The following is a 26,878-nucleotide window of genomic DNA, read 5'->3' on the forward strand; positions in this document are numbered from 1 at the left end:
ATTTTGTTAGAAAATAATACGAGTAAGTGCGTTAATCTAATGATTAAATTACTTACCAGTCTTACCTTCCTTACGACGAACGATTTCGCCTTCGTAACGAATACCCTTACCCTTATAAGGTTCTGGGGCACGTACGGCACGAATTTCGGCAGCAAGATCGCCGACCTTTTGCTTTGAGATACCTGAAATCTTGATTGTCAAAGCATCTGGTACTTCAACTGTCAAGTCTTCGCGGTCTTCAAAGTCAACTGGGTGTGAATAACCAACAGACAAAGTCAACTTTGATCCTGACTTTGCGGCACGGTAACCAACACCGACAAGCTTCAAAGTCTTAGTGAATCCAGCAGAAACACCTTCGACCATGTTTGCAACGTTGGCACGTGTTGTACCGTGCAAAGCTTTTGTCTTGTTGTCATCGCTTTCACGTGTGAATGTTACTTCAGTACCTTCAACGGACATTGAAATTTGTGAAGCAATTTCACGTGACAATGTTCCCTTAGGTCCCTTAACAGTAACAACTGTACCTTCTTGAGATACTTCAACATCTGCAGGCAATGTAATTACTTTATTTCCAATACGGCTCATGGTAAGTCTCCTTTCTTAGATATATTACCAAACGTAAGCGAGAACTTCGCCACCGATTTGCTTTGCGCGCGCTTCTTTGTCAGTGATCACACCAACAGAAGTTGAAAGAATCGCAACACCCAAGCCGTTCAAAACCTTTGGCAATGAATCAGCCTTGGCATACTTACGCAAACCTGGCTTTGAGATACGCTTAATTCCTGTAATCACGCGGTTACGGTCTTCGCCGTACTTAAGAAATACACGAATAACACCTTGCTTGTTGTCTTCGATGTATTCTACGTCGCGGATGAAACCTTCTGATTTCAAGATTTCAGCGATGCTCTTTTTAATTTTTGATGCTGGGATTTCAACAACGTCACGGCGCGCCATGTTGGCGTTACGGATACGTGTTAACAAATCAGCAATTGGATCAGTCATAGACATCTATCGATATCCTCCTTTTATTTTTGAACGGACATAATGAAATGACACGCTCTTAACTATTATAGACTATTTCTGTCAATAACAGTTAAAAACGTGTCACTCTTTTATTTATAAGAGTAACAAACGTTTTTAATTTACAAAATTACTTTGCAAATGGCATACCCAAAAGTGTCAACAATTCGCGACCTTCTTCATCGTTTTGAGCTGTTGTAACCACAACAATGTCCAAACCGCGAACGCGGTTAACTTGGTCAAAATCGATTTCAGGGAAGATCAATTGTTCACGAATACCCAAAGTGTAGTTACCACGACCATCGAAGGCCTTTGATGATACACCACGGAAATCGCGGACACGAGGCAATGAAATGTTGATCAACTTGTCTAAGAATTCATACATACGTTCGCCACGCAATGTAACCTTAGTTCCGATTGACATACCTTCACGCAAACGGAAACCAGCGATTGACTTCTTTGCCTTTGTGATAACTGGTTGTTGACCAGCAATCAACTTCAATTCTTCAACCGCTTCATCCAAGTTCTTTGAGTTTGACACCGCATCACCAACACCCATGTTAAGAACGATTTTTTCGATCTTTGGGGCTTGCATTGATGACTTGAAGTTAAACTTTTCGATCAAAGCAGGTTGAACTTCATTAACATATTTTTCTTTTAATGCGTTAGCCATGAAAATGATTTCACCTTTCAGTTTTAGCCTAGTACGTTACCAGACTTTTTAGATACGCGAACTTTCTTGCCATCTTCAATCTTGAACGCAACCTTAGTTGGTTCGTTAGTTGAAGGGTCAAGCAATTGCACGTTTGATACATGGATAGGTGCTTCGATATCGATCACACCACCTTGTGGGTATTCGTTAGAAGGCTTTTGATGCTTCTTAACGATGTTCACGCCTTCGACAACAACGCGATCTTTTCCAGCAACAGTCTTAGTGATTGTGCCTTCTTTTCCCTTGTCTTTGCCGGCAATGACGCGAACCTTATCACCTGTTTTTACAAACATGATTTGGCTCCTCCTTGTCAGTATTAGAGCACTTCTGGTGCCAATGAAACGATACGCATAAAGTCTGCATCACGCAATTCACGTGCAACAGGGCCAAAAATACGCGTACCAACTGGTGACTTGTCGTCCTTTACGATAACAGCGGCGTTTTCATCAAAGTTGATGTATGAACCGTCTGCACGACGAACGTCAGAAACAGTACGAACGATAACAGCCTTAACGACGTCACCCTTCTTTACGTTACCACCAGGGATTGCTTGCTTAACTGTGGCAACGATTACGTCACCAACACCAGCAAACTTACGGCCTGAACCACCGAGCACTTTAATCGTCAAGATTTCACGTGCGCCAGAGTTGTCAGCCACTTTTAAACGACTCTCTTGTTGAATCATGGTTCTTCCTCCTTAGTTAGCAATTAATTACGACGATTTGATGTTGATCAAATTAGAGTACAACTGCCTCTTCAACGATCTTAACCAAACGGAAGTGCTTAGTTGCAGACAAAGGACGTGTTTCCATGATTTGGACAATATCGTTCATCTTAGCGCTATTGTTTTCATCATGGGCTTTAAACTTCTTTGTGTACTTAACACGCTTACCATAAACGGCATGGTTCACATAAGTATCAACAGCGACAGTGATTGTCTTGTCCATCTTATCTGAAACAACGCGGCCTTGGTAAACCTTACGAGCATTACGTTCTTCACTCATTTTTCAGCTTCTTCCTTTCGTCTTATTTGTTGGCGTTTGCCAATTCTTGTGCACGGATAACTGTCTTAACTCGTGCAATGTCCTTACGAACTTGTGCAATACGCGCCGTGTTTTCAAGTTGGCCAGTAGCCAATTGGAAACGTAGGTTGAATAATTCTTCCTTGAATTCGGCCTCGCGCTTTTGCAAATCCGCAAGTGACAATTCTTTCAATTCACTTGCTTTAGCCATTATTCAGCCTCCCGAGCAATAATCTTTGTACGTACAGGCAACTTGTGTTGTGCCAAACGCAATGCTTCACGTGCAGTTGCTTCAGGCACACCTGCGACTTCAAACATTACCTTACCACGCTTAACTGGTTCTACCCAACCTTCTGGTGAACCCTTACCGTTACCCATTCGAACACCGACACCTTTAGATGTATATGACTTGTGAGGGAAGATTTTGATCCAAACCTTACCACCACGCTTCATATAACGTGTCATTGCAATACGGGCAGCTTCAATTTGACGGTTTGTAATCCAGCTTGATGTTGTTGCTTGCAAGCCGAATTCACCGAACGTTACCGTCTTTCCACCTTTTGCTTCACCACGCATGTGGCCACGGTGTACACGACGGAATTTAACACGCTTTGGTACTAACATGTTCGCTTCCCTCCTTACTTACTGTTCTTCTTTTGTGGCAAAACATCACCACGGTAAATCCAAGTCTTGATACCCAAGTTACCGTAAGCAGTCATTGCTTCGTCCCATGAGTAATCGATATCTGCGCGCAAAGTATGCAAAGGCACAGTACCTTCAGTGTATTGTTCGATACGGGCAATATCTGCACCGTTCAAACGACCTGAAACCATGACCTTGATACCCTTCGCACCTGAACGTGTTGCGCGTTGGATGGCACCACGCATCGCGCGACGGAAGGCCACACGGCGTTCCAAATCACCAGCGATTTGTTGTCCAACCAAGTGCGCTGACAAGTCAGGCTTCTTGATTTCAACAATGTTGATGAAGACACGCTTTGAGCGTCCCTTTTCATCAGCATCAGTCAACTTAGCTAATTGTGTACGAAGCTTTTCAACTTCAGAACCACCCTTACCAATAACCATTCCTGGCTTAGCAGTGTGGATAGAAACGTCAACACGTGACTTTGTGCTACGTTCGATTTCGATGCGATCAACTGCGGCGTCCGCTAAGTTCTTTTCGATGTACTTACGAATACGCAAGTCTTCGTGAAGTTGGTTAGCATAATCAGCCTTGTCAGCAAACCACTTTGCATCCCAGTCGCGAATAACGCCGACACGGAATCCAGTAGGGTTAATCTTTTGACCCATTACTTTGCCTCCTTCTCAGCAACCACAATTGTGATGTGGCTTGTACGCTTGTTGATTGGTGAAGCAGAACCCTTGGCACGGGGACGGAAACGCTTAAGCGTAGGTCCTTCGTTAGCAAAGGCTTCCTTCACGATAAGATCTTCTCGGTCTAATGAGAAGTTGTTTTCAGCATTAGCAACTGCTGAGTTCAAAACCTTGTAAATATCTTCAGTAGAAGTGTTAGGTAGGAACTTCAAAATTGCATATGCTTCGTTAACACTCTTACGACGAATTGTGTCAAGAACTAGGCGTGCCTTACGTGGGGCAACGCGCACAATCTTGGCTGTCGCGCGAGCTGAAGTAATTTGTTCAGCCATTTTTCAATTTCCTCCTTTATTTTTTACCAGTCTTCTTATCATCAGCCTTGTGGCCTTTGAATGTACGCGTTGGTACGAATTCGCCCAACTTGTGACCAACCATGTCTTCTTGTACAAAAACCGGAACGTGCTTGCGACCATCATAAACGGCAATTGTAAAGCCGATGAAGCTTGGGAAGATTGTTGAACGACGTGACCAAGTCTTGATCACTGACTTCTTTTCAGAATCCGCTTGCGCTTCAATCTTCTTAAGCAAGTGTGGGTCCGCAAATGGTCCCTTTTTTAAACTACGAGCCATTAGTTGTCTCCTTTCCCTTACTTACTCTTGCGACCGCGAACGATGAACTTCGTTGAAGCCTTCTTCTTATCGCGAGTCTTCTTACCAGCAGTCTTCTTACCCCATGGTGACATAGGACTTGGACGACCAACAGGTGCTTTACCTTCACCACCACCGTGTGGGTGATCGTTAGGGTTCATAACTGATCCACGAACGTGTGGACGCTTTCCACGCCAACGGTTACGACCAGCCTTACCCCAGTTAATCAATGAGTGTTCAGCGTTACCAACTTCACCGATTGTTGCGCGGTTAGTTGCCAAAATCAAGCGAACTTCGCCTGAAGTCAAACGTACGATGACATACTTGCCATCCTTACCCAAGATTTGTGCTGAAGTTCCAGCTGAACGTGCCAATTGACCACCCTTACCAGGCTTCAATTCGATGTTGTGAATCAAAGTACCTTCAGGAATGTTGCTCAATGGCAAGGCATTGCCGGGCTTAATGTCGGCATCAGGACCAGATTGTACTTTATCGCCAACCTTCAATCCCTTTGGCGCCAAGATATATGACTTAATACCATCTTCATAGACAAGCAAAGCGATGTTTGCTGTACGGTTTGGATCGTATTCGATAGCCTTTACAGTAGCTGTCTTGTTATCCTTGATACGCTTGAAGTCTACCAAACGGTAGGCTTGCTTGTGTCCACCGGCGTGGTGGCGCACTGTCATACGACCAGAGTTGTTACGTGCACCAGTCTTTGACTTCTTTGCCAACAAGCTCTTTTCGGGCGTTGACTTCGTGATTTCAGCGAAATCTGAAGTCGTCATGTTACGACGTCCGTTAGAGGTTGGCTTATACTTCTTGATAGCCAATGTCTTTTCCTCCTATTTAGAATTAACCTTCGTTAAAGATTTGAATGTCTTTTGAGTCTTTTGACAACGTGATCGTTGCCTTCTTCAACTTACGTGTGTAACCAACGTAACGACCTTGGCGCTTTTTCTTACCGCGAACGTTAGCTGTGTTCAAGCCAGATACTTGAACGTCGAAGATCTCTTCAATTGCCTTCTTGATTTCAGGCTTTGTGGCACGAACATCAACTTCGAAGACATAACGCTTACGTTCAGTTTGCGCCATTGAAGCTTCTGTGATGATCGGGCGACGGATAATATCGCGTGCATCCATTAGGCAAGACCTCCTTGGATTTCTTCGATTGATGATTGAACAATCACCAGCTTATCTGCATTAACAACGTCAAGTACGTTAATACCCTTTGTTGTCATAACTTGAACGTTAGTCAAGTTACGTGCTGACAAGATTGCGTTTTCGTTGTCTTCATCAACAACTACTAATGTTTTTGTGTCAACTGACAAGTTAGCCAAAACCTTCTTGAAGTCTTGTGTCTTTGGTGCTTCAAATGACAAAGCATCAACAACAACTAACTTACCGTCTGCAACCTTTTGTGACAAAACTGACTTCAAAGCCAATTGGTAAGACTTACGGTTGATACGGTAGGCATATGAGCGAGGTGTTGGTCCGAAGACAATACCACCGCCACGGAATTGTGGTTCGCGGATTGAACCGGCACGTGCACGACCAGTACCCTTTTGCTTCCAAGGCTTACGTCCACCACCAGAAACCGCTGAACGGTTCTTGACAGCATGCGTACCTTGACGCATTGATGCGCGTTGCATCAAAACTGCATCTGTGATAACGGCGTTGTTAGGTTCGATGGCGAAAACTGCATCGTTCAATTCGAGTTCAGCAGCTTGACTACCATCTTGCTTTAATACAGCAACTTTAGTCATGATTGATTGTTCTCCTTTCTATATATTTTATATTAAGCTTCTTCAGCTGCGGCAGCAGGTGCTGAAACACCAGCCATCTTAACTTCAGGATGCTTTGCGTTAACCTTAACGGTTGACTTGATTGTCAAAAGTGACTTGTTTGCACCAGGCACGTTACCTTTCAACAACAACAAGTTGTTTTCAACGTCAACGTGGACGATGGCAACGTTTTGCATTGTGCGCTTGTTGTTACCCATGCGTCCAGGCAAAAGCTTACCCTTGAAGACACGGTTGATAACAGCACCCATTGAACCTGGGCGACGGTGGTAACGAGATCCGTGAGCCATTGGTCCACGTGATTGGCCATCCTTCTTGATGTTACCTTGGAAGCCATGTCCCTTCGTGATTCCAGTAACGTCGACGTATTCACCAGCTGCGAATGTATCAACCTTGATTTCATCCCCTGCGTTAAATTCGCCTTCCGCGTTGCGGATTTCACGAATGTAGCGCTTAGGGGTCGTGTTTGCTTTTGAAGCGTGACCTTGTTCAGGTTTGTTTGACAAAACTGCGCGCTTGTCTTGGTAACCAAGTTGAAGTGCACTATAACCGTCTGTTTCTGCATTTTTAACTTGCAAAACGACGTTTGGTGTAGCTTCAACAACAGTCACGGCGATCAATTCACCAGTTTCAGTGAAAACCTGAGTCATACCGACTTTGCGGCCTAAGATACCTTTAGTCATGACTAATCTCCTTAAATATTTTCTTGACTTATTTTTACCCTGACGGGTGCGAAGTTGTACTCGTTAGAATTACAACTTGATTTCGATTGCAACACCTGATGGCAATTCAAGCTTACGCAATGCGTCAACTGTCTTGTCAGTAGGGTTCACAATGTCGATCAAACGCTTGTGCGTGCGCATTTCGAATTGTTCGCGGCTATCCTTGTGCTTGTGTGGTGAACGTAGGATTGTGTACAATGTACGTTCAGTTGGCAAAGGGATAGGACCGGCGATTTCTGCGCCCGTACGCTTGGCCGTTTCAACAATCTTTTCTGCTGATTGGTCCAAGATGCGGTGTTCGTATGCCTTCAAACGGATACGGATCTTCTTTTGTGCCATTATTTCGTGCCTCCTCGTTGATTTTGTAAATCAGCTAACTTCGATTAAAAACCGACAACACTGCTTGTGTTTTGCGCGCCCATGGCAACGCGGCCGCGCGTGTCGCAACCTTAATCATCATCGCTAAACATTGATACACCAGGCTTTCGGTAGGTTTATGTGACTACTGTTCCAAAAGCGTACTTAAATAATATACCAGATAAAACCTACATGTGCAAGGTTTTTTTCATATTTTTCTGGTTTGATTTTTTAAACCGCAAAAGAAAAAAACCGACAAATTATTATCGGTTTTTTAATGATGCGACATTTTAAATTCCAAAAAGGCATCGTTATATTTTTCAGTCCAAACTTGCCCCAAATCATCATAAACTTGTAAGCGACTGATGGTTTGATCATCCGGATAAAACTGACGATCATTACGTACCGCCTTTGGCAACAATGCTTTAGCTTTGGCGTTTGGCGTGGCATAACCAATATATTCAGCATTTTGGGCTGCGTTTTTAGGCTCACTCATAAAATTCAAGAAAGCATAAGCAGCTGCTTTGTGCTTGGCCGTCTTTGGCATCACAATGTTGTCAAACCATAGGTTCGACCCTTCACTCGGCACAACATAGTGCAAATGCGGATTGTTATCAATTGCTTCGGCCGCTTCACCAGAGTAAGTCACTGCAATCCCTGCTTCATTTTGCGCCATATACATTTTAATTTCATCTGCGATAACTGCCTTAACGTTTGGCATCATTGCTTCCAATTTTGCTTGCGCTGCGGCCAAATCGGCCGTTGATTTATCATTGACTGATTTATGTTGGGTGATTAACGCCACTGCTAATGCATCACGCGCAGAATCTACTAACATAATTTGATTTTTAAACTTGGGTGACCAAAGGTCATCCCAGTGTTGGATATCTTTACCATTGACGTACTTGTCATTATAGATAATACCAAGCGTACCCCAGAAATAGGGCAGTGAGTACTTATTATTACGATCAAACGATAGATTCATAAAACGTGGGTCATAATTCTTTAAACCCGTTAACTTACTATGGTCTAGCGGCAACAATAAGTTTTCACGCTTCATCTTTTGGATCATATAATCAGAAGGCACCGTTAAATCATACGATGTCCCACCCTGTTTGATTTTGGTGTACATCGCTTCATTAGAATCAAACGTTTCATAACTAATTTTGTAGCCGGTCTCTTTGGTGAATTTTGTCATCAAGTCAGGATCCAAATAGTCACCCCAGTTATAGAGGTTTAAGACCTTATCCGATGACGTATCTGAACCCGTTTGTGCTGCAAGGTATTGTTGTGTGCCAAACAATGCCCCCACTACAAGCAAAATCGCCACGAGCCCCAGAAGCAACTTTTTCATACTACAAGCCCTCCGTTGCCGCTAACATCATCTGTGCCCCACGCTTTTTATTTTTTGCAGCGCGGGTTGAGATGATGTAATAGGCAATCACCATCAGCAATGAGACAATGAACATCATCGCCGACAGCGCATTAATTTCTAGACTGACACCTTGACGTGCACGTGAGTAAACTTCAACAGACAACGTTGAGAAGCCATTACCTGTGACAAAGAACGTCACCGCAAAGTCATCCAAAGAGTAGGTAAAGGCCATGAAGAAGCCGGCCAGGATACCCGGTGAGATGACTGGTAGTACAACGCGTGATAACATTTGCCAATTGTTTGCGCCCAGATCTTTGGCTGACGCAACTAGTGATTGGTTCATTTCTTGTAAGCGCGGCAAGACCATAAGGACAACAATCGGGATACTAAAAGCGATGTGCGACAGCAGCACCGAAGTGAACCCAAGCGAAAAGCCCAAGACAGTAAATAGAATCAAAAATGACGCACCAATAATGACATCGGGTGAAACGAGCAAGACGTTATTTAATGACAACAGCACGTTTTTTGCCAAAGGCTGCTTCAGATTGTAGATATATAAAGCCCCCGCGGTGCCAATCACACTTGCCAATAATGATGACAAAATGGCAATTAAGAACGTGTTCACCACAATTTCGATAATGCGCGTATCAGCGAAAAGCTCGCCATAATGCTTCCACGAGAAGCCAGACCAACCTTGCATGACATCCCCCGCGTTAAACGAGTAAATAATCAAAAAGAAAATTGGCAAGTACAATAAGATAAAGACGAACCAAAGATAAATATTGGCCCATTTAATTTTTCCAAGCATACGCTCAACCCCGCTTCCTTGAAGATTGACGGCCGCGATCACGTGTCAAAATCATCGTGATTACCATGGCAACAATCAAAATCACACCAATCGTTGACCCCAAGCGCCAGTTTTGTGTCACTAAGAAGTGTTCTTCAATTGCAGTCCCCAGCGTAATCACACGGTTTCCGCCAATCAGGCGCGTAATCATAAATAAGGATAGACTGGGAATAAAGACTGCCTGAATACCTGCTTTAACCCCCGACATCGATAACGGCATCGTCACACGCCACAATGTCTGCCATTTATTAGCCCCGAGATCACGGCTGGCCTGGGCCAAGCGCGGATCAATTTCAGCCAATGAGTTAAAGATCGGCAAAATCATAAACGGAATTTCAATATAGGCTGCTACTAATAGAAAGCTCCAATTTGAGAACAATAATTGTTGGGGCACAATCCCCCAAAGGCCTAAGAAGTTATTCACTGTCCCTGATTTTGACAACAACCCGATAAAGGCGTAAGTTTTCAGCAGCAAATTAATCCAAGTGGGTAAAATAATCAATAGTAACCAAAACTGTTTACGTTTTAATTGATTTAATAAATACGCCATTGGGTAGCTGATCACCAGCGTGATGAGCGTAATCAAGAAGGCATACCATACCGAATTGAACGTCATCAACAAGTAGGTCCCACTCCCAAAATAAATCGCATAGTTAGCTAAGGTGAAGTGCCCATCTTGCGTCGTTAATGATTGAAACAATAAAAGCACTAACGGTGCAATGACAAACAACAAAAGCCAGGCACCATAGGGCACAAGGTAAAATAGCTGGCGCTGTTGCTTACGCTTTGACATCATCGCTATCGTCCTCATAACTTTCCAAACGCGCGTCAAAGTCATCTTCAGATTCGTTAAAACGCATGATATGAATGTCTTCTGGGTCAAAAGTCAAGCCGACCCGTTCGCCGATGGTTGACTTGTTCGTAGCTTGCACTTGCCACTCATTCCCATCATCGTCAATGGCAGTGATTTCATAGTAATCACCACGGAATGATTGGTCGTCAATGGTCACAACTAATTTCCCGTTTTCAACACTTGTCAAATCCAAGTCTTCCGGACGTAACACAACTTCAACTTGTTCATTTGGCCGCATACCTGCATCAACGTTTTCAAAGTCTTTGCCGGTAAAGTGGACCAGATAATCAGCCTTCATCACACCATCTAAGATGTTTGATTCACCAATAAAGTCGGCAACGAAATGGTTAATTGGTTCATCATAAATATCTTCTGGTGACCCATTTTGTTGCACCACCCCATCATTCATCACGTAAATCCAATCAGACATGGCCAGCGCCTCTTCTTGATCATGCGTGACAAAGACAAATGTAATGCCTAAACGTTGTTGAATTTCGCGCAATTCATATTGCATCTCTTTACGCAACTTATAATCCAAAGCCGATAGCGGTTCGTCGAGCAATAGGACTTCGGGGTCATTGGCTAACGCCCGGGCAATGGCCACCCGCTGCTTTTGACCACCAGAAAGTTCATTAATCTCCCGATCTGCGTACGCCGTCAACTTCACTAACTCTAGCATTTCCGTGACTTTGTTCTTAATGTCTGCCTTGCTCATACCCTTAATACTTGGGCCAAAGGCAACGTTATCAAAAACATTCATGTTCGGAAAGAGCCCATAATCTTGGAACACGGTGTTCATATGCCGCTTTTCGACGGGCACATCATTAATGACATCGCCCTCAAATAAAATATCGCCACGCGTGGGCGTTAATTGGCCTGAAATCAGATTAAGAATGGTTGTCTTACCTGATCCTGAAGGACCTAGCAACGTGTAAAATTTACCCGCTTCAAGTGCTAAGTCAATGTTCTTTAGAACTTCATTGTCATCATAAGACAACCCGACGTTCTTAAATTCAATAATTGGTGTTGATGTGTTAGTCAATTCCCAACCCTCACTTTTAGTCAATAAAACTATTGTATCAAGAAAAGCACGCAAGTTCATTACCTGCGTGCTTTTTTATGATAAGATTTTGTTTTGTTTTTCAACGAGAATAATGGCCAGCGTCATCAGGATAAACAAGATAATCATCACCACAATTTGTGGTGTCCAGCTATGAAACCAACTATAACCATAACCAAACAGGACCGGCCCCAAAGCTGCAATCACATAGCCACCGCTTTGTGCCATACCCGATAACTCGGCCGTCTGAATCGGTGTCGCCGTTTTCAAACTAAAGGTTGTCATTAAATAGGGAAACAAGATGGCCGTGCCTACGCCAATGAGCAGGTTCACACTCAACCAATACCAAAAATTGCTATTTGGCACCAGCAACAATAAATAACCCGCAATCCCAATCACCGAAGCTAAACCAACCAACCACTGGCGATAAACATCCGATAATCGGGCAACAATCGTTGGAATCGTTAAGGCAAAGGGCAAGCCTATCAATGAATTAATTCCAGCAAATGCCCCTGCTGTCGCAGGCGACAAGCCATTTTGAATCGCCATGGTTGGTCCCCACGCCATTAAAATGTAAAACATCGCTGATTGGAGGCCCGTAAAATACAACAATAGCCAAGCGTATCGATTCCGCCAAACCCGTGATTTTTTTGGCCGCGTTACTTCTGCCGTTGGCGGCGTCAATACCTGTGGGTGCTTGGTAGCAAACCGTACGTTGGGTAACCAGACCAAAAACGCAATCCCAATCACCCCCGTTAGCAAATAAATAAACACATGCCAGTGCGTTGCCGCGGCGATCGGGGCAGATAATCCTGCGCCAACAGCCGTAGCCAACATCATACTAAACGTGAAGATTGAAGTCATTGGCCCAACACGACCTGGAAAATATAGCCGAATTACACTGGGCAACAACACATTCATATGCGCAATGCCAATCCCGATGAGTAACGTCCCAATATACAGCATGGGGGTATTGATCACACGAATTAAGGAGCCCACCAGTATGACAATTAGCATGGCAGCAAACGCGCGTTCCAGCCCGAATTTTTGGGCTGTTTTTGGTGCGATCGATGAAAAGATTGCAAAGGCAATCAACGGAATAGTCGTTAGAATGCCCAATTGTCCGACAGGGACATGTTGACTACGGGCAATGTTTGCAATAATCGGTGGAATTGATGTGAACGGAATCCGTAACACCATACCGACGACAATAATACCCGGAATCAAAAACTTACTATGTTGTTTAATCATACACTCTCCTCAATTTAGTGACACAAAACGGCGTCACCCACTTGGGTGACGCCGTTTTACCTGGACCATCTGTCAGTATTATCTACTGATTGACTTAGTACCTACGATACTAAGTTAAACGTATTAATCTTCTTTACCGCTGTTCTTGATGATTTCATCTTGGATGTTCTTTGGCACAGCTTCATAGTGATCAAAGACCATTTGGAATGTTCCACGACCTTGTGTTGCTGAACGCAAAGTTGTGGCATAACCAAACATTTCTGACAAAGGCACCTTAGCCTTAACTGCCAAAACAGGACCACGAGATTCTTGACCTTCGATCATACCACGGCGTGCTGAGACGTGTCCCATCACATCACCAAGGTTATCTTCAGGTGCCACAATGTCAACAGCCATGATTGGTTCAAGAATAACCGCACCAGCAGTCTTTGAAGCTTCCTTCAAAGCCAATGATGCCGCAATCTTAAAGGCTGCTTCAGAAGAATCGACATCGTGGTATGAACCGTCATACAACTTAGCCTTCAAGTCAACCAATGGGAATCCAGCCAAAGGACCAGCATTCAAAGCGTCCTTCAAACCAGCTTCAACTGATGGAATATATTCACGAGGCACAACACCACCGACGATGGCGTCTTCGAATTCGAAGCCAGCACCTTCTTCGTTTGGTGAGAATTCAATGTAAACATCACCATATTGTCCCTTACCACCAGATTGACGCTTGAAGTATCCACGTGCTTCAACTGTTTGTGTGAAGGCTTCACGGTAAGCAACTTGTGGTGCACCAACTGTTGCTTCAACGTTGAATTCACGACGCATACGATCAACCATGATATCCAATTGCAATTCACCCATACCAGCGATCAAAGTATCACCAGTTTCTGGGTTTGTTGTGGCACGGAATGATGGATCTTCTTCCGCCAACTTTTGGATGGCATTTGACAACTTGTCTTGGTCAGCCTTAGTCTTTGGTTCGATCGCCAATTCGATCACTGGTTCTGGGAATTCCATTGATTCAAGAATCAATTGGTGGTCCACAGCAGTCAAAGAATCACCAGTTGTTGTATTCTTCAAACCGATCGCAGCAGCGATATCACCAGAGAAGACTTCTTCGATTTCTGTACGTGATGTCGCGTGCATTTGTAGCAAACGACCAACACGTTCACGTGTGTCAGAAGATGTGTTTTGCACGTATGAACCTGATTGCAAAGTACCAGTATACACACGCATAAATGTCAAACGACCAACGAAAGGATCAGTCATGATCTTAAATGCCAAGGCAGCAAATGGCTTGCTGTCGTCGGCGATCAAGTCAACTTCTTCACCAGTCTTTGGATCGTTGGCGATATATGGCTTAACATCCAAAGGTCCTGGCAAGTAATCGACAACCGCATCCAACATCATTTGCACACCCTTATCCTTGTAGGCTGAGCCTGCAAGCACTGGGTAGAATTGCAATGCCAAAGTGGCACGACGGATAGCTGCCTTCAATTCATCAACAGAAATTTCTTCACCTTCAAGGTACTTTTCCATCAAATCATCATCAACATCAGCAACAGCTTCGACCAACGTGTTACGCTTTTCTTCAGCTAGTTCCTTCAATTCGGCAGGGATTTCACGTGGTTCCCACTTTTCACCCAAGTCATCAACTGGGTAATAAGCTTCTTGTGTGATCAAGTCAATCACAGCTTCGAAGTCGTCTTCGGCACCGATTGGCCATTGGATGGCTTCAGCATTCACTTGCAAACGTTCGTGCATTGAGTCAACTGACATTTCAAAGTCAGCACCCATCTTATCCATCTTGTTAACAAAGACGATACGTGGCACGTCATATGTTGTGGCCTGACGCCAAACAGTTTCTGTTTGTGGTTCAACACCGGCAGCGCCATCAAGGACGGCAACGGCACCATCAAGCACACGCAAAGCACGTTCAACTTCGATTGTGAAGTCCACGTGACCTGGTGTATCGATGATGTTCACACGGTAAGGTGCCTTAGCGAATTGGTCGAAGAATCCATGCCATACCGCAGTAGTAGCGGCTGATTGGATTGTGATTCCACGTTCCTTTTCTTGTTCCATGAAATCCATTTGTGAAGCACCATCGTGTGTTTCACCAATCTTGTGAATTTTACCTGTGTAGTACAAGATACGTTCCGTAGTAGTTGTCTTACCCGCATCGATGTGGGCCATGATACCAATGTTACGTGTACGTTCTAGTGGGTATTCACGTTTTGCCATTGTGAGTTATCTCCTGGTTTTTTGTTCTATATGCAACAAAAAGCGACACAGAATTGTGTTCGCTTTTTGACGGTAAAAGCCAATAGCGTTTTACCATCTACTGTCATTTTACACTATTTATTGTGTCCGTGAACAATTAAATTCTAAGGCTCAATAAATCAACGTTAAGCAGTTATGACGCAAATTGAATTGCGTCACGCATTTTACCAACGATAGTGCGCAAATGCACGGTTAGCTTCAGCCATCTTGTGTGTGTCTTCGCGCTTCTTAACAGATGCACCAGTGTCATTTGCGGCGTCCATGATTTCCTTAGCCAAACGTTCATCCATTGTGTGTTCGTTACGCAAACGTGAGTAGTTTACCAACCAACGCAATCCCAATGTCGTACGACGGTCTGGGCGAACTTCGATTGGCACTTGGTAGTTAGAACCACCAACACGGCGGGCCTTAACTTCCAAAACTGGCATGATGTTTTCCATGGCTTGTTCGAAAACTTCCAATGGTTCGTTACCAGTTGCTTCCTTGATACGATCAAAAGCATCGTACAAGATAGTTGAAGCAGTTCCACGCTTACCATCAAGCATCAACTTGTTGATCAAACGTGAAACGAGCTTTGAGTTGTAAATTGGGTCAGGCAAAACTTCCTGACGCTTAGTATAACCTTTACGTGGCATTTGTCAGTCTCCTTCTTACTTCTTTGGTGCCTTTGTGCCGTACTTTGAACGTGATGTCATACGTCCATCGACACCGGCTGTATCCAATGCACCACGGATGATGTGGTAACGTACACCAGGCAAATCCTTAACACGACCACCACGGATCAAAACAACTGAGTGTTCTTGCAAGTTGTGGCCGATACCTGGGATGTAGGCTGTTACTTCGTACAAGTTTGAAAGACGAACACGGGCGTACTTACGCAAAGCTGAGTTAGGCTTCTTTGGTGTCATTGTACCAACACGTGTTGCAACACCACGCTTTTGTGGGGCAACATTGTTTGTTGCTTTCTTCTTCATTGAGTTATAGCCGAAGTTCAAAGCTGGTGACTTTGACTTAGTCGCCTTTGACTTACGAGGCTTGCGAACCAATTGGTTAATTGTAGGCATGCTACGGTCTCCTTAAAATTTTATTAGTTACACAGTTCCAGGTGTATCATTTTTGTCTTTAAACAAAAATGCTCCCTGGAAATCTGCTGACAATTGCCTTTACAGCGCCGTTCAGCACGTTGTGAGTTGCTCACAGAACAGATGACTTAAAAGCACGTCCAATATAATACCAGATTAACCGTGATTGTCAATAGATTTCGGGCAATTTTTTACTCAGTTGTGGAAAACTTCGCGATTGACAAGTGTTGTCCACGTCTCGTGCGTATGATGAAACATGATGATCTTATTAATTTTTATTTTAAATACTTGCTTGATTTCCACGCTCATGTGCCTGAACGATCGTTTAACACATCATGTGTCCCTCTGGCGCCAACGTTCCTTTTGTTTTCACTGTGGTCATGTATTGGCCGGCTATGACCTCATCCCGATACTGGCCACTTGTCTCACGCTTGGCCGGTGTCGTTATTGTCAATACAAATTTGGCTGGCATTATGGCTGTTTAGAGCTCCTTGGCGGCCTGATTGGCACTTGGTTGTTTTTTGAGCCCAGGCTTTGGGTCACGGCGATGCTACTCTTTTTTATGGCTATTGAAGATTGGGCGCTACAACGTATCCATGCCAACTTATTGCTGCCGTGGCTTGTGTACCTATCGTGGGTTAATTGGGCGCAACCACAATTACTCATCGCTGGTATTTTGGGCTTGGCGTGTCTTTTCTTAATTTATTGTCGCCAAGCAATGGGCAGTGGTGATTTACCGGTGCTATTAACCTTGGCTTTAGTGACTTCGGCAAATACACTCCCACTCATGCTACTCTTGTCTGCCCTGTTAGCTTACAGTTATCTTCGGCTAAAAAACGCAAAATCTGCCCCGTTTGTGCCCTTTTTATTGCTTGGTTGGTTACTCAGTCTAGGCATTGAAAAAGCGATCACAGTGGCCCTGTGATCGCCGCAATTAAGCCTGGGCTGTCGCCTTTTTTTGTGGTTTAATCGTGATGTTAATTGCCCCTTGCTTTGCCCCAATGGTCACCATACTATCTGTTGTAATGTGTCCACGTAAGAGTTCTTCACTCAAGGCATCTTCAATTTTTGTTTGCAAGGCACGTCGGATTGGCCGTGCGCCATATTCTGGATCAAAGCCCGCATCAGCCACGACATCAATAGCCGCTGGTGTGATTTTTACTGAAATGCCTTGTTCTGCCACGCGTTGCAAAATGGTGCGACTCATCAACTTCACAATTGTGTGAATTTCAGGCTTCGTCAATGGTTCAAAGACCACCGCTTCATCCAAACGATTGATAAATTCTGGTCGGAAAGTTTCTTTCAATGTTTCTCGAATCTTTTCTGCGACCGCTTCATTATCATGCTTCAAATCCACTGCGCCAAAACCGACAGCTTTTTCATCACGCAAACGCGTGGCGCCAAGATTTGAGGTCATGATGATAATCGTATTTCGAAAATCAACCTTACGGCCCTTAGAATCGGTTAGGAAGCCATCATCAAACACTTGCAACATTAAGTTGAAAATATCAGGGTGAGCCTTTTCAGCCTCATCAAGCAACACCACGGAGTAAGGATGGTTACGTACTTGTTCCGTTAATTGCCCACCTTCATCATAACCAACATACCCCGGTGCTGACCCAACCAAGCGTGAAGCAGACCAACGTTCTTGGTATTCTGACATATCAATACGAATCATGTTTTCTTCGTTACCAAACATCGCTTCAGCTAATGCTTTGGCTAATTCAGTCTTCCCAACACCTGTTGGTCCCAAAAACATGAACGTCCCAATTGGTCGGCTAGGGTCTTTCAAGCCAGACCGCGCGCGGCGAATGGCACGCGCAACAGCAGAAATAGCTTGCTTTTGGCCAACGACCCGACGACCAAGTACCGCTTCTAAATTCACCAGACGTTGTTTTTCATTTTTTTCCAGTTGCGTTAGTGGCACGCCTGTTTGTTGTGAAATCACTTCAGCAATATCTTCGGCCGTCACATGTAAATCAAACTGTGGCCGCTCTGCTGCCGCCTGGTCAGCCATTTTGGCAGTCAATTTAGCTAACTTTTTTCTGGCCTTCATTTCTTCAGCACGTAGCGTTGCGGCTTTCTCAAAATCAAGGGCGGTAATAGCTTGATCTTTAGCTTCCGTCAACTCAGTCAACTGCTGTTGTAATTTGTGCATGGCATCTGGCTTATCCACCGCATCAATACGAACTTTAGCCCCAGCTTCATCCATCAAATCAATTGCCTTATCTGGTAGAAAACGGTCCGTGATATAACGCGTGGCGAGTTTCACTGCCGCTGTAATCGCTTCGTCGTCAATTTGAACTTGATGATGCGCTTCAAATTTTGGCCGAATGCCGGTCAAAATTGCAATGGCATCCGCTTGCGTTGGTTCATTCACGGTCACAGGTGCAAATCGCCGTTCCAATGCTGCATCAGATTCCACATATTTTTGATATTCATCAAACGTTGTGGCCCCCAAAGTTTGTAACTCACCACGTGCTAACGCGGGTTTCAAAATATTTGAGGCATCAATCGCACCTTCTGCACCACCCGCACCAATTAAGGTGTGCAACTCATCGATAAATAAGATGACTTGCCCATCATGATAGATTTCTTCAATGATCTTTTTTAGCCGATCTTCAAATTCACCACGATACTTCGTCCCAGCCACCAGTGAGCCCATATCAAGGGCCATTAAGCGTTTGTTCTTAAGTGACTCAGGGACGTCATTGGTCACAATGCGTTGGGCTAAACCTTCCGCAATCGCAGTCTTACCAACGCCAGGTTCGCCAATCAACACCGGGTTATTCTTCGTCCGACGTGACAAAATTTGTACCACACGACGCACTTCACCTGAGCGACCTATAATAGGATCCATCTGATTGTCCTTGGCCAATTGCGTCAAATCACGCGCCAAACTATCTAATGTTGGTGTGCCTTGTGGCTGCTGGCGTTCGCGTTGTTTCATTTGCTTACGCACATCAGTGACACCCAACTTACGCAACACGGCACGACGCATTTCTTGTAGGTTGGTATCTAAAGCCAATAAAATGCGTGACGATAAGATGCTTTCGTCTTGCAATAAGGCCAATAAAATATGTTCTGTCCCGACTCTTGGTTGCGCCAAAGCACGTGATTCTTCTCCGGCCTGTCGTAAAATATCTGCTGCTTTGGGTGAATAGGGCAGATAACTATTTTTTTCATAGCGCACCGCCATGCCATATCCAGTAAAATGTTCAATTTCTTCACGGATGTCATCATCAGTCACATTAAACTGACCTAGGATTTTACTCGCAATGCCTTCTTTTTCAATCGCTAAAGCAAGCAACAAGTGCTCTGTGCCAACCGCTTGGTGCTTAAAGTATTTTGCCTGTTCTTGTGCTAAAACAAGAACGTTTTGTGCACTCGGTGTGTAAGTGTTATCCATATTGTGCCCTCCATTTTTCAAGGCAATCATGTCTAAGATTGACTTATATTATAACGCACGCAACGTGGTTTAGAAACTATTCTGTTTCTCAATGCAAAAAGCCGAAACAACCTGTTTCGACCTGCATGGATTAATTTGGATTTTTCAAACTCAACTGCCATTGTAAATAGGCATTGATGAACGGATCTAAATCGCCATCTAATACCTGTTGTGGCTGGTTTGTTTCATGATTTGTTCGGTGATCTTTCACCATTTGGTATGGATGCAAAACATAAGAACGGATTTGTGAACCCCAACCATTTTCTAGCTTTTCACCAGTCAGTGCTGCCCGTTCTGCTTCTTGCTTTTCCAATTCCAATTGGTACAACTTACCCTTCAGCAAGCGCATCGCATAGTCACGGTTGCCGTACTGCGTCCGTTCAACCGTTGATGATACGACAATACCCGTTGGTTCGTGTGTTAAACGCACACCAGTTGATACCTTGTTGACGTTTTGACCACCGGCGCCACCCGAACGGAAAACATCCATTTTAATATCATCATCACGGACTTCAACCTCAATCGTATCATCCAATTCAGGCATGACATCAACACTCACGAAACTTGTGTGCCGTCGACCAGCAGAATCAAATGGTGAAATACGCACGAAGCGGTGAACGCCTTTTTCACTGCGCAAGAAACCAAAGGCGTTATGCCCAGAAATTTTGATGGTAGCACTATCAATCCCCGCCTCGTCGCCGGCATGATAGTCCAACACATCCACTTGGAAGCCGTGTTGTTGTGCCCAACGTGTGTACATGCGATACAAATTGGCACCCCAGTCCGTTGATTCCGTGCCACCAGAGCCTGGATGCACTTCCAAAATGGCATTATTGGCATCATAAGCTTCTGTCAACAATTGTTCCAAATTATAAGCTTCAATATCTTTTTGGGCTTTTTCAATTGTCCCGTCGAGTTCTGCTGCAGTCTCTACATCCTCTGGATCTTCGGACAACATTTCAATCAACACCGCAATTTCTTCTGCTTGGTTCGTCAAGTTTAAAAACGAATCGCGACGATTTTTTAAAACATTGTTTTCTTCAATCACTTTTTGGGCTTTTACATTGTCATCCCAAAAGCCTGGTTCTGTCATACGATTTTCAAAATCAGCGATTTCTTCAGTTAAAGCTTCTAAATCCAGCGTGCCACGAAACCGTGCAATATTTTCTTCGATTTCTGCTAAAGCATGCTTAGCGTCAATAATTTCCATTCCTGTATCCCTTCAAAACAAAAACGAACACAAGGTTCGTTGAATTTATGCGACCGGCAACCTAACCGTTAGGCTTGTAGGTTTTGACGGATTTCTGCTTTCATAAAGGTGCGTGTTGCATCATATTCCACATCGGCAATCATTTTATTGAAGTTTTCAAAGGCTTCGTTTTGATATTCAATCAACGGATTAAGTTGACCATAACCACGCAGGCCGACACCTTGACGTAGACGGTCAAGCGCATCAATATGATCTGTCCAGTGTTGATCAATGGCACGTAGGATCACTACCTTTTCGAATTCCAACATTTGTGCTGGATCATACAGTTGCCCTTGCTTGACGCGGTAGTTATCCTTGGCCAAGGCCAACAACGTCGCCTTAATTTCCGCGCGCGTTTGCCCGTTTAGCTGTGCCACTGTGATGTCATTTTCATTGATTAACACATTGCCTGCAAATTTCACAATTTGGTCAAGCTGCCAATCAGCTGACTTCTTGCTTTTGGTTTGTGCATCGACAACTCGGTTAATCGTCCGTTCGACCATGGGGAGCAACACCCAATCTAATGACTTAGCTTCATCAATGACAATATCCCGTTGATGATACATCAATTCACGTTGTTCACGGACAACATCATCATATTGCAAGACATTTTTTCGCGTATCGTAGTTGTTCCCTTCAACACGCTTTTGCGCGGATTCAACTGAGCGCGTAATCAAGCGATTTTTGATGACTGTTTCTTCTTCGTCTAAGTTCATTCGTTCCCAAATCAGGCGAATACGCTCAGCACCAAAACGAATCATCAAATCATCTTCAAGTGACAAGAAGAACTGTGAAAAGCCGTCATCACCTTGACGACCCGCACGACCACGCAATTGATTATCAATACGCCGCGATTCATGCCGTTCTGTCGCAATCACTGCCAAACCACCAAGTTCAGCGACACCAGGACCTAATTTGATATCTGTTCCACGGCCCGCCATATTTGTGGCAACAGTAACCGCGCCACGTTGTCCAGCGTTAGCGATAATTTCCGCTTCTTTGGCGTTATTCTTCGCATTCAAGACGTTATGTGGCACATTTTGTGCCATCAAAATTTTTGATAACAACTCTGATGATTCAACCGACCCTGTCCCAATCAAAATGGGCTGTCCTTTAGCATGGAGTTCTTGAATCAATCTGACAACGGCATTGTACTTGGCACGGACGGAAGGATAAAGCAAATCGGGGTAATCCACACGCTTGATGGGACGATTTGTTGGAATCGTAATGACTTCCATGTTATAAATTTCGCGAAGTTCTTCTTCTTCAGTCTTAGCTGTCCCTGTCATGCCGGACAATTTCTTGTACATACGGAACAAATTTTGATAAGTAATTTGTGCCATCGACTTATTTTCTTCTTGAATTTCAACACTTTCTTTAGCCTCAATGGCTTGATGCAAGCCATCAGACAAACGTGTCCCTTCCGAAATACGGCCGGTTGACTGATCAATCAACTTGACCTCGCCATCTTGAACGACATAATCTTTGTCATTAATATAGTTAAAGTTGGCACGCAAAGCTTGATCGATGTGATGTGTTAATGCCGTATCACCCGCAGCGTAAAGATTATCCAAATTAAAGAAGATTTCCGCCTTATGAATCCCTTCATTGGTCATCATTGTCGTCTTGGCTTCTTCATCGATTTTATAATCTTCATCTCGAATCAGCGTTTTGACAAAGCGATCTGCCCGTGTATAAAGCTGAGAGACCCCAGAACCCGGACCAGAAATAATCAAAGGCGTGCGCGCCGTATCAATCAAAATTGAATCTGCTTCATCAATCAAAGCAAAATTCAAACCACGTTGCATCACACGTTCTTCTGCGCGTCGCACCATGTTATCACGCAAATAATCAAACCCAATATTAAAGTTTGTTGAATAGGTAATATCGGCATTATAGGCAGCCCGTTTTTCATCTGCAGGTGCATCACCAACGTTCACACCAACTGTCAAACCTAGCCAGTTATAGAGCTGTCCCATTTGCTCAGCATCACGTGCTGACAAATAATCGTTGACAGTCACAACATGCACACCACGACCAGTCAAAGCGTTCAGATAGACTGCCATTGTCGCCGTCAATGTCTTTCCTTCACCTGTACGCATTTCCGCCAAGTTACCATTATGCAAGACAGCAGCACCCATAATTTGAACCCGGAACGGATACAATCCTAAGACACGTTTAGCCCCTTCTCTGGCAACAGCAAAGGCTTCTGGCAAAATGTCATCTAACACATTTGATAATGCCTTACTTTGCTTATCTTTATCCTTCACACCAGCTAAAGCTGTTGCAATTTTTTCCTGGAAAAATGGCGTTTTTGCTTGCAGTTGCTCATCCGTTAGTGCTGACATATTGTCTGCATAACCTTCAACTTGGTCGGCAATGTGATTTAATTTTTTAAGTTGTTTCTTTGAGTTATCAACTAACTTACGTATTGGATTTGCCATTGTTTTTAGCACACAACTTGAATCAGTTGCGTGTGTCTCCTCTAAAATATGAATTTGTGTGTTCTACCGCACAATAGTCTACTATAAATTGTAGCAAAAAAAGCCCAATAAATATAGGCTTTTAAAAGATTAATAATGGGCCGTTGCCGTCAATGTTTCTTGTCCACCCATGTATGGTCGCAAGGCCGCTGGGATCGTCACTGTCCCATCTTCATTTTGATAGTTTTCCAAAATGGCAGCAACTGTCCGCCCAACAGCCAGCCCCGAACCATTTAATGTATGGACCAACTGAAGCTTATCATTGTCATCACGATACGTGATGTGCATGCGACGCGCTTGGAAGTCTTCGGTGTTGGATACCGATGAAATTTCGCGATAAACCTGTTGTTGTGGCATCCAAACTTCAATGTCATAAGTCTTCGCTGCCGAAAAGCCCATATCTCCAGTTGATAGCATAATCACATGATAAGGTAAGCCTAACTTTTGTAAAATATTCTCAGCATTGGCTGTCATACTTTCCAATTCGGCATATGAGTGTTCCGGCTTGGTAAACTTCACCATTTCAACCTTGTTGAATTGATGCAAACGAATCAACCCACGGGTATCTTTACCCGCTGCCCCTGCTTCTTTACGAAATGATGGTGACAACGCAGTAAATTTGATTGGCAAGTCTTCACTTGGCAATGTTTCACCAGCGTAATAGTTTGTTAATGGGACTTCTGCCGTTGGAATGTAAGTTTGTGCCAAGCCTGCCACGCGATAAGCATCATCTTGGAACTTTGGATATTGTCCGGTTCCAAACATTGCCGTATCATTAACCACAATTGGGATAATCATTTCGGTATACCCCTCTTGACGATGTTCATCAAGCATAAAGTTATAAACTGCGCGCTCTAAACGTGCCCCATCACCAACATAATATAAGAAACGTGCCCCTGATACCTTAGCACCGCGTTCGAAATCTAAAATTCCCAACGCCTCGCCAATTTCATAATGCGCCTTTAACCAACTTGGTGCCTCACCCAAAGCATGTGGGCGCGTATCATAATCTACTGGTTCCCAAACCCGTTGTTCCACATTCGCTGATTCATCGGGCCCAACGGGGACTTCAGCAGCTGCCAAATTTGGCAAATGTGCGGCAAGGTTTTGGACCTTGTCATCTAATATGGCTTGCTGGCTATCTAAGGCTTTAATGTCAGCACCAACTTGTTGCATCGCCGCAATGGCTTCACTGGCATCTTCCTTGTTCCGCTTGGCATACGCAATCTTATCCGACACCGCATTACGCTGTGCCTTCAAATTTTCAACTTGTTGAATGGCTTCTCGTCGTTCTTGATCCAATGCCAACAGTTCTTGTAACTTTTCTGCTGGGACACCGCGATCCAATAAACGTTGCGCTGCCTCAGCTTCATTTTTACGTAAATACTTCATATCTAACATGATACGACTCCTTTAGGGTTTCAAAATTTAATCTAAAAGCGCGTTATCATCCCATCCAAAAGGATAAGGGACGAAAACGCGCTTCCGTGGTACCACCCAGATTTTGTACACAAAAAGCATACAACACTCATTATCTGATAACGGAGAGTTCCGAGTGGCATTACCCACTAACTGCGACTTACTGGAGTTTCGGCGTATTGTTTCACATCATCCAACAATTTTCTTAAAGTGCCTAATTATGGTAAGCTATTATCCCTATTGTAACGAAAAAAAAATTAAAAGGCAAGCGACATTTATCCAACAAAAAAAGAGCTAGCAAACGCTAACTCTCTCACTGATGGGCCTGACAGGACTCGAACCTGTGACCCCTGCGTTATCAACACAGTGCTCTAACCAACTGAGCTACAGGCCCCTCTTATGTCTATTCCTAAACATAAAGCGAATGACGGGAATCGAACCCGCATAGCCAGCTTGGAAGGCTGGAATTCTACCATTGAACTACATTCGCAAAGCTTTGCTTGATACTTACCGTATCCATGGCGCTGGACGGAATCGAACCGCCGACACTACGAGCTTCAATCGTATGCTCTACCAACTGAGCTACAGAGCCATCTTAGTACCTTCATACTAAACGGTCACAGCGGGGCTCGAACCCGCGATCTCCTGCGTGACAGGCAGGCGTCCTAACCAACTAGACCATGCGACCAATTGCGGGAGCAGGATTTGAACCTACGACCTTCGGGTTATGGGCCCGACGAGCTACCAGACTGCTCCATCCCGCGATAATATTATTGGGTATCTCTACCTAAGGAGAATGTGGGATTCGAACCCACGCGCCGATTTCTCGACCTGACGGTTTTCAAGACCGTTCCCTTCAGCCAGACTTGGGTAATTCTCCATCATCTGTTGCTTTTTCTTGTCCTGCATGGACCTTGTTGGACTCGAACCAACGACCGGACGGTTATGAGCCGTCTGCTCTAACCAACTGAGCTAAAGGTCCTTTATCGAGCCTATCGCGGCAGGGGGGATCGAACCCTCGACCTCCCGGGTATGAACCGGACGCTCTAGCCAGCTGAGCTACACCGCGATCGTCTTTGACAAATGACTATTTGTCAATCGGGACGACAGGATTCGAACCTGCGACCCCCTGGTCCCAAACCAGGTGCTCTACCAAGCTGAGCTACGTCCCGAAAAGTTCTACGAGAGCTTCTGCCCTTCTAAACTTAAAAAAAGAGTTTGAATTCCTTCAACCTCTATGCACCTAGCAGGAGTCGAACCTGCAACCTCCTGATTCGTAGTCAGACGCTCTATCCAATTGCGCTATAGGTGCATATATGCCGGCGACCGGGATCGAACCGGTACGATATTTCTATCGCAGGATTTTAAGTCCTGTGCGTCTGCCTATTCCGCCACGCCGGCATACAAGCGGAAGACGGGATTCGAACCCGCGACCCCCACCATGGCAAGGTGATGTTCTACCACTGAACTACTTCCGCATAATCATGCCGACTAAAGGACTCGAACCTTCGACCCCCGCTTTACAAGAGCGGTGCTCTACCAACTGAGCTAAGTCGGCATCGCTTTATCCCGACGTGCCGGTTTTTGACTTTCGCCAATGGACGCTACAGGGATCGAACCTGTGACCCCCTGCTTGTAAGGCAGGTGCTCTCCCAGCTGAGCTAAGCGTCCATATGGAGAGGAAGGGATTCGAACCCTCGAAACAATTCCTTGTTTACATGGTTTCCAACCATGCTCCTTCGGCCAGACTCGGACACCTCTCCGAAATCTTCCATTCTCTCTTCTTATAAAGCAAAAGCACCCTTCTCAGAGTACTTCCTATGTACGGCACCGCGTCTTCCTATCCTCGCAGCCAGCGATCCGGCAACTACTTTCGGCGTGATAGAGCTTAACTTCTGTGTTCGGAATGGGAACAGGTGT

General features: G+C 44.5%; 29 protein-coding genes, 15 tRNA genes and 1 rRNA gene. 1 reads left to right on the forward strand and 44 read right to left on the reverse strand.

Annotated features, from left to right (window positions below; translation table 11 throughout):
* Positions 1-48 precede the first annotated feature (48 nt).
* The 24 genes from rplF to rpsL form a co-directional block, all read right to left on the reverse strand.
* A complete protein-coding gene (gene rplF / locus HF966_RS02710) occupies positions 49-585 on the reverse strand; it encodes a 50S ribosomal protein L6 (protein WP_168676119.1) in 537 nt (178 codons plus the stop codon).
* A 24-nt stretch (positions 586-609) separates the two neighbouring features.
* Positions 610-1,008 carry a 30S ribosomal protein S8 gene (gene rpsH / locus HF966_RS02715; RefSeq protein WP_168676120.1) on the reverse strand — a complete coding sequence of 133 codons (399 nt, stop codon included), beginning with the start codon at positions 1,006-1,008 and terminating at the stop codon, positions 610-612.
* A gap of 142 nt (positions 1,009-1,150) precedes the next feature.
* Complete coding sequence (rplE, locus tag HF966_RS02720) at positions 1,151-1,693, reverse strand: 50S ribosomal protein L5 (protein ID WP_168676121.1); 543 nt, start codon at positions 1,691-1,693, stop codon at positions 1,151-1,153.
* 23 nt (positions 1,694-1,716) lie between these two features.
* On the reverse strand, positions 1,717-2,025 hold the full coding sequence (rplX, locus tag HF966_RS02725; RefSeq protein ID WP_004899447.1) for a 50S ribosomal protein L24: 309 nt from the start codon (positions 2,023-2,025) through the stop codon (positions 1,717-1,719).
* A 23-nt stretch (positions 2,026-2,048) separates the two neighbouring features.
* Positions 2,049-2,417 (reverse strand): 50S ribosomal protein L14, encoded by a 369-nt coding sequence (gene rplN, locus HF966_RS02730; protein WP_009999859.1) that lies wholly within the window; start codon positions 2,415-2,417, stop codon positions 2,049-2,051.
* Between the two features lie 52 nt (positions 2,418-2,469).
* Positions 2,470-2,736, reverse strand: coding sequence for a 30S ribosomal protein S17 (rpsQ, locus tag HF966_RS02735; RefSeq protein ID WP_129873695.1), 267 nt, complete (start codon positions 2,734-2,736; stop codon positions 2,470-2,472).
* Positions 2,737-2,758: 22 nt separating this feature from the next.
* A complete protein-coding gene (gene rpmC / locus HF966_RS02740; protein ID WP_002816028.1) occupies positions 2,759-2,965 on the reverse strand; it encodes a 50S ribosomal protein L29 in 207 nt (68 codons plus the stop codon).
* Positions 2,965-3,378, reverse strand: coding sequence for a 50S ribosomal protein L16 (rplP, locus tag HF966_RS02745; RefSeq protein WP_009999861.1), 414 nt, complete (start codon positions 3,376-3,378; stop codon positions 2,965-2,967). Before rplP ends, rpmC begins: the two co-directional genes overlap by 1 nt.
* A gap of 14 nt (positions 3,379-3,392) precedes the next feature.
* Entirely contained in the window at positions 3,393-4,064 is a 672-nt protein-coding gene (gene rpsC / locus HF966_RS02750; protein ID WP_168676123.1) for a 30S ribosomal protein S3, read from the reverse strand.
* The gene (gene rplV / locus HF966_RS02755; RefSeq protein ID WP_004899456.1) at positions 4,064-4,420 is read right to left on the reverse strand and encodes a 50S ribosomal protein L22; all 357 of its coding nucleotides are present in this window, start codon (positions 4,418-4,420) and stop codon (positions 4,064-4,066) included. The genes rpsC and rplV overlap by 1 nt, the downstream gene beginning before the upstream one ends.
* A gap of 16 nt (positions 4,421-4,436) precedes the next feature.
* Positions 4,437-4,718, reverse strand: a complete 282-nt coding sequence (gene rpsS / locus HF966_RS02760; RefSeq protein ID WP_004899458.1) for a 30S ribosomal protein S19 — start codon at positions 4,716-4,718, stop codon at positions 4,437-4,439.
* Positions 4,719-4,735: 17 nt separating this feature from the next.
* Positions 4,736-5,569, reverse strand: a complete 834-nt coding sequence (gene rplB / locus HF966_RS02765) for a 50S ribosomal protein L2 (RefSeq protein WP_009999865.1) — start codon at positions 5,567-5,569, stop codon at positions 4,736-4,738.
* 22 nt (positions 5,570-5,591) lie between these two features.
* Positions 5,592-5,879 (reverse strand): 50S ribosomal protein L23, encoded by a 288-nt coding sequence (rplW, locus tag HF966_RS02770; protein WP_010006455.1) that lies wholly within the window; start codon positions 5,877-5,879, stop codon positions 5,592-5,594.
* A complete protein-coding gene (rplD, locus tag HF966_RS02775) occupies positions 5,879-6,502 on the reverse strand; it encodes a 50S ribosomal protein L4 (protein ID WP_168676124.1) in 624 nt (207 codons plus the stop codon). Before rplD ends, rplW begins: the two co-directional genes overlap by 1 nt.
* Positions 6,503-6,534: 32 nt before the next feature.
* Positions 6,535-7,221 (reverse strand): 50S ribosomal protein L3, encoded by a 687-nt coding sequence (rplC, locus tag HF966_RS02780; RefSeq protein ID WP_168676125.1) that lies wholly within the window; start codon positions 7,219-7,221, stop codon positions 6,535-6,537.
* Positions 7,222-7,290: 69 nt separating this feature from the next.
* Positions 7,291-7,599 carry a 30S ribosomal protein S10 gene (gene rpsJ / locus HF966_RS02785; RefSeq protein WP_002816040.1) on the reverse strand — a complete coding sequence of 103 codons (309 nt, stop codon included), beginning with the start codon at positions 7,597-7,599 and terminating at the stop codon, positions 7,291-7,293.
* A gap of 292 nt (positions 7,600-7,891) precedes the next feature.
* Positions 7,892-8,971, reverse strand: coding sequence for an ABC transporter substrate-binding protein (locus HF966_RS02790; protein WP_168676126.1), 1,080 nt, complete (start codon positions 8,969-8,971; stop codon positions 7,892-7,894).
* A 1-nt stretch (position 8,972) separates the two neighbouring features.
* A complete protein-coding gene (locus tag HF966_RS02795; protein WP_168676127.1) occupies positions 8,973-9,800 on the reverse strand; it encodes an ABC transporter permease in 828 nt (275 codons plus the stop codon).
* Between the two features lie 4 nt (positions 9,801-9,804).
* On the reverse strand, positions 9,805-10,632 hold the full coding sequence (locus tag HF966_RS02800; protein WP_168676154.1) for an ABC transporter permease: 828 nt from the start codon (positions 10,630-10,632) through the stop codon (positions 9,805-9,807).
* A complete protein-coding gene (locus HF966_RS09010) occupies positions 10,619-11,734 on the reverse strand; it encodes an ABC transporter ATP-binding protein (RefSeq protein ID WP_210729347.1) in 1,116 nt (371 codons plus the stop codon). Before HF966_RS09010 ends, HF966_RS02800 begins: the two co-directional genes overlap by 14 nt.
* A 75-nt stretch (positions 11,735-11,809) precedes the next feature.
* A complete protein-coding gene (locus HF966_RS02810; protein WP_168676129.1) occupies positions 11,810-13,003 on the reverse strand; it encodes a CynX/NimT family MFS transporter in 1,194 nt (397 codons plus the stop codon).
* A gap of 123 nt (positions 13,004-13,126) precedes the next feature.
* Positions 13,127-15,238, reverse strand: coding sequence for an elongation factor G (fusA, locus tag HF966_RS02815; RefSeq protein ID WP_168676130.1), 2,112 nt, complete (start codon positions 15,236-15,238; stop codon positions 13,127-13,129).
* A gap of 203 nt (positions 15,239-15,441) precedes the next feature.
* Positions 15,442-15,912 carry a 30S ribosomal protein S7 gene (gene rpsG / locus HF966_RS02820; RefSeq protein WP_004899475.1) on the reverse strand — a complete coding sequence of 157 codons (471 nt, stop codon included), beginning with the start codon at positions 15,910-15,912 and terminating at the stop codon, positions 15,442-15,444.
* 15 nt (positions 15,913-15,927) lie between these two features.
* On the reverse strand, positions 15,928-16,341 hold the full coding sequence (rpsL, locus tag HF966_RS02825; protein WP_168676131.1) for a 30S ribosomal protein S12: 414 nt from the start codon (positions 16,339-16,341) through the stop codon (positions 15,928-15,930).
* Positions 16,342-16,666: 325 nt separating this feature from the next.
* Here rpsL and HF966_RS08940 point away from each other — a divergent pair, with 325 nt between their 5' ends.
* A complete protein-coding gene (locus tag HF966_RS08940; protein WP_281418506.1) occupies positions 16,667-17,284 on the forward strand; it encodes a prepilin peptidase in 618 nt (205 codons plus the stop codon).
* A gap of 9 nt (positions 17,285-17,293) precedes the next feature.
* Here the strand turns inward: HF966_RS08940 and HF966_RS02835 are convergent, their stop codons facing one another.
* The 20 genes from HF966_RS02835 to rrf all read right to left on the reverse strand — a co-directional run.
* Complete coding sequence (locus HF966_RS02835) at positions 17,294-19,768, reverse strand: ATP-dependent Clp protease ATP-binding subunit (protein ID WP_168676133.1); 2,475 nt, start codon at positions 19,766-19,768, stop codon at positions 17,294-17,296.
* Positions 19,769-19,898: 130 nt separating this feature from the next.
* A complete protein-coding gene (prfB, locus tag HF966_RS02840) occupies positions 19,899-21,017 on the reverse strand; it encodes a peptide chain release factor 2 (protein WP_168676135.1) in 1,119 nt (372 codons plus the stop codon).
* 68 nt (positions 21,018-21,085) lie between these two features.
* Complete coding sequence (gene secA, locus HF966_RS02845; protein ID WP_168676136.1) at positions 21,086-23,500, reverse strand: preprotein translocase subunit SecA; 2,415 nt, start codon at positions 23,498-23,500, stop codon at positions 21,086-21,088.
* 129 nt (positions 23,501-23,629) lie between these two features.
* On the reverse strand, positions 23,630-24,940 hold the full coding sequence (gene serS / locus HF966_RS02850) for a serine--tRNA ligase (RefSeq protein WP_168676137.1): 1,311 nt from the start codon (positions 24,938-24,940) through the stop codon (positions 23,630-23,632).
* A gap of 338 nt (positions 24,941-25,278) precedes the next feature.
* Positions 25,279-25,352, reverse strand: a tRNA-Ile gene (locus tag HF966_RS02855).
* Positions 25,353-25,377: 25 nt separating this feature from the next.
* Positions 25,378-25,448 (reverse strand) — tRNA-Gly (locus HF966_RS02860).
* Between the two features lie 29 nt (positions 25,449-25,477).
* Positions 25,478-25,550 (reverse strand) — tRNA-Phe (locus tag HF966_RS02865).
* 22 nt (positions 25,551-25,572) lie between these two features.
* Positions 25,573-25,646: transfer RNA gene (locus tag HF966_RS02870), tRNA-Asp, on the reverse strand.
* Positions 25,647-25,648: 2 nt separating this feature from the next.
* A tRNA-Met gene (locus HF966_RS02875) sits at positions 25,649-25,722 on the reverse strand.
* 26 nt (positions 25,723-25,748) lie between these two features.
* A tRNA-Ser gene (locus HF966_RS02880) sits at positions 25,749-25,838 on the reverse strand.
* Between the two features lie 28 nt (positions 25,839-25,866).
* Positions 25,867-25,940 (reverse strand) — tRNA-Ile (locus HF966_RS02885).
* 13 nt (positions 25,941-25,953) lie between these two features.
* Positions 25,954-26,027 (reverse strand) — tRNA-Met (locus HF966_RS02890).
* Positions 26,028-26,056: 29 nt separating this feature from the next.
* Positions 26,057-26,130: transfer RNA gene (locus tag HF966_RS02895), tRNA-Pro, on the reverse strand.
* A 66-nt stretch (positions 26,131-26,196) separates the two neighbouring features.
* Positions 26,197-26,270, reverse strand: a tRNA-Arg gene (locus HF966_RS02900).
* A gap of 5 nt (positions 26,271-26,275) precedes the next feature.
* Positions 26,276-26,359 (reverse strand) — tRNA-Leu (locus tag HF966_RS02905).
* 5 nt (positions 26,360-26,364) lie between these two features.
* A tRNA-Gly gene (locus HF966_RS02910) sits at positions 26,365-26,436 on the reverse strand.
* Positions 26,437-26,443: 7 nt separating this feature from the next.
* Positions 26,444-26,516, reverse strand: a tRNA-Thr gene (locus tag HF966_RS02915).
* 40 nt (positions 26,517-26,556) lie between these two features.
* A tRNA-Val gene (locus HF966_RS02920) sits at positions 26,557-26,629 on the reverse strand.
* Between the two features lie 3 nt (positions 26,630-26,632).
* Positions 26,633-26,721, reverse strand: a tRNA-Ser gene (locus HF966_RS02925).
* A gap of 64 nt (positions 26,722-26,785) precedes the next feature.
* A 5S ribosomal RNA gene (gene rrf, locus HF966_RS09015) occupies positions 26,786-26,878 on the reverse strand; the annotation flags it as partial.

This window comes from Leuconostoc holzapfelii (assembly GCF_012396485.1).
Taxonomy (GTDB): Bacteria; Bacillota; Bacilli; order Lactobacillales; family Lactobacillaceae; genus Leuconostoc; species Leuconostoc holzapfelii.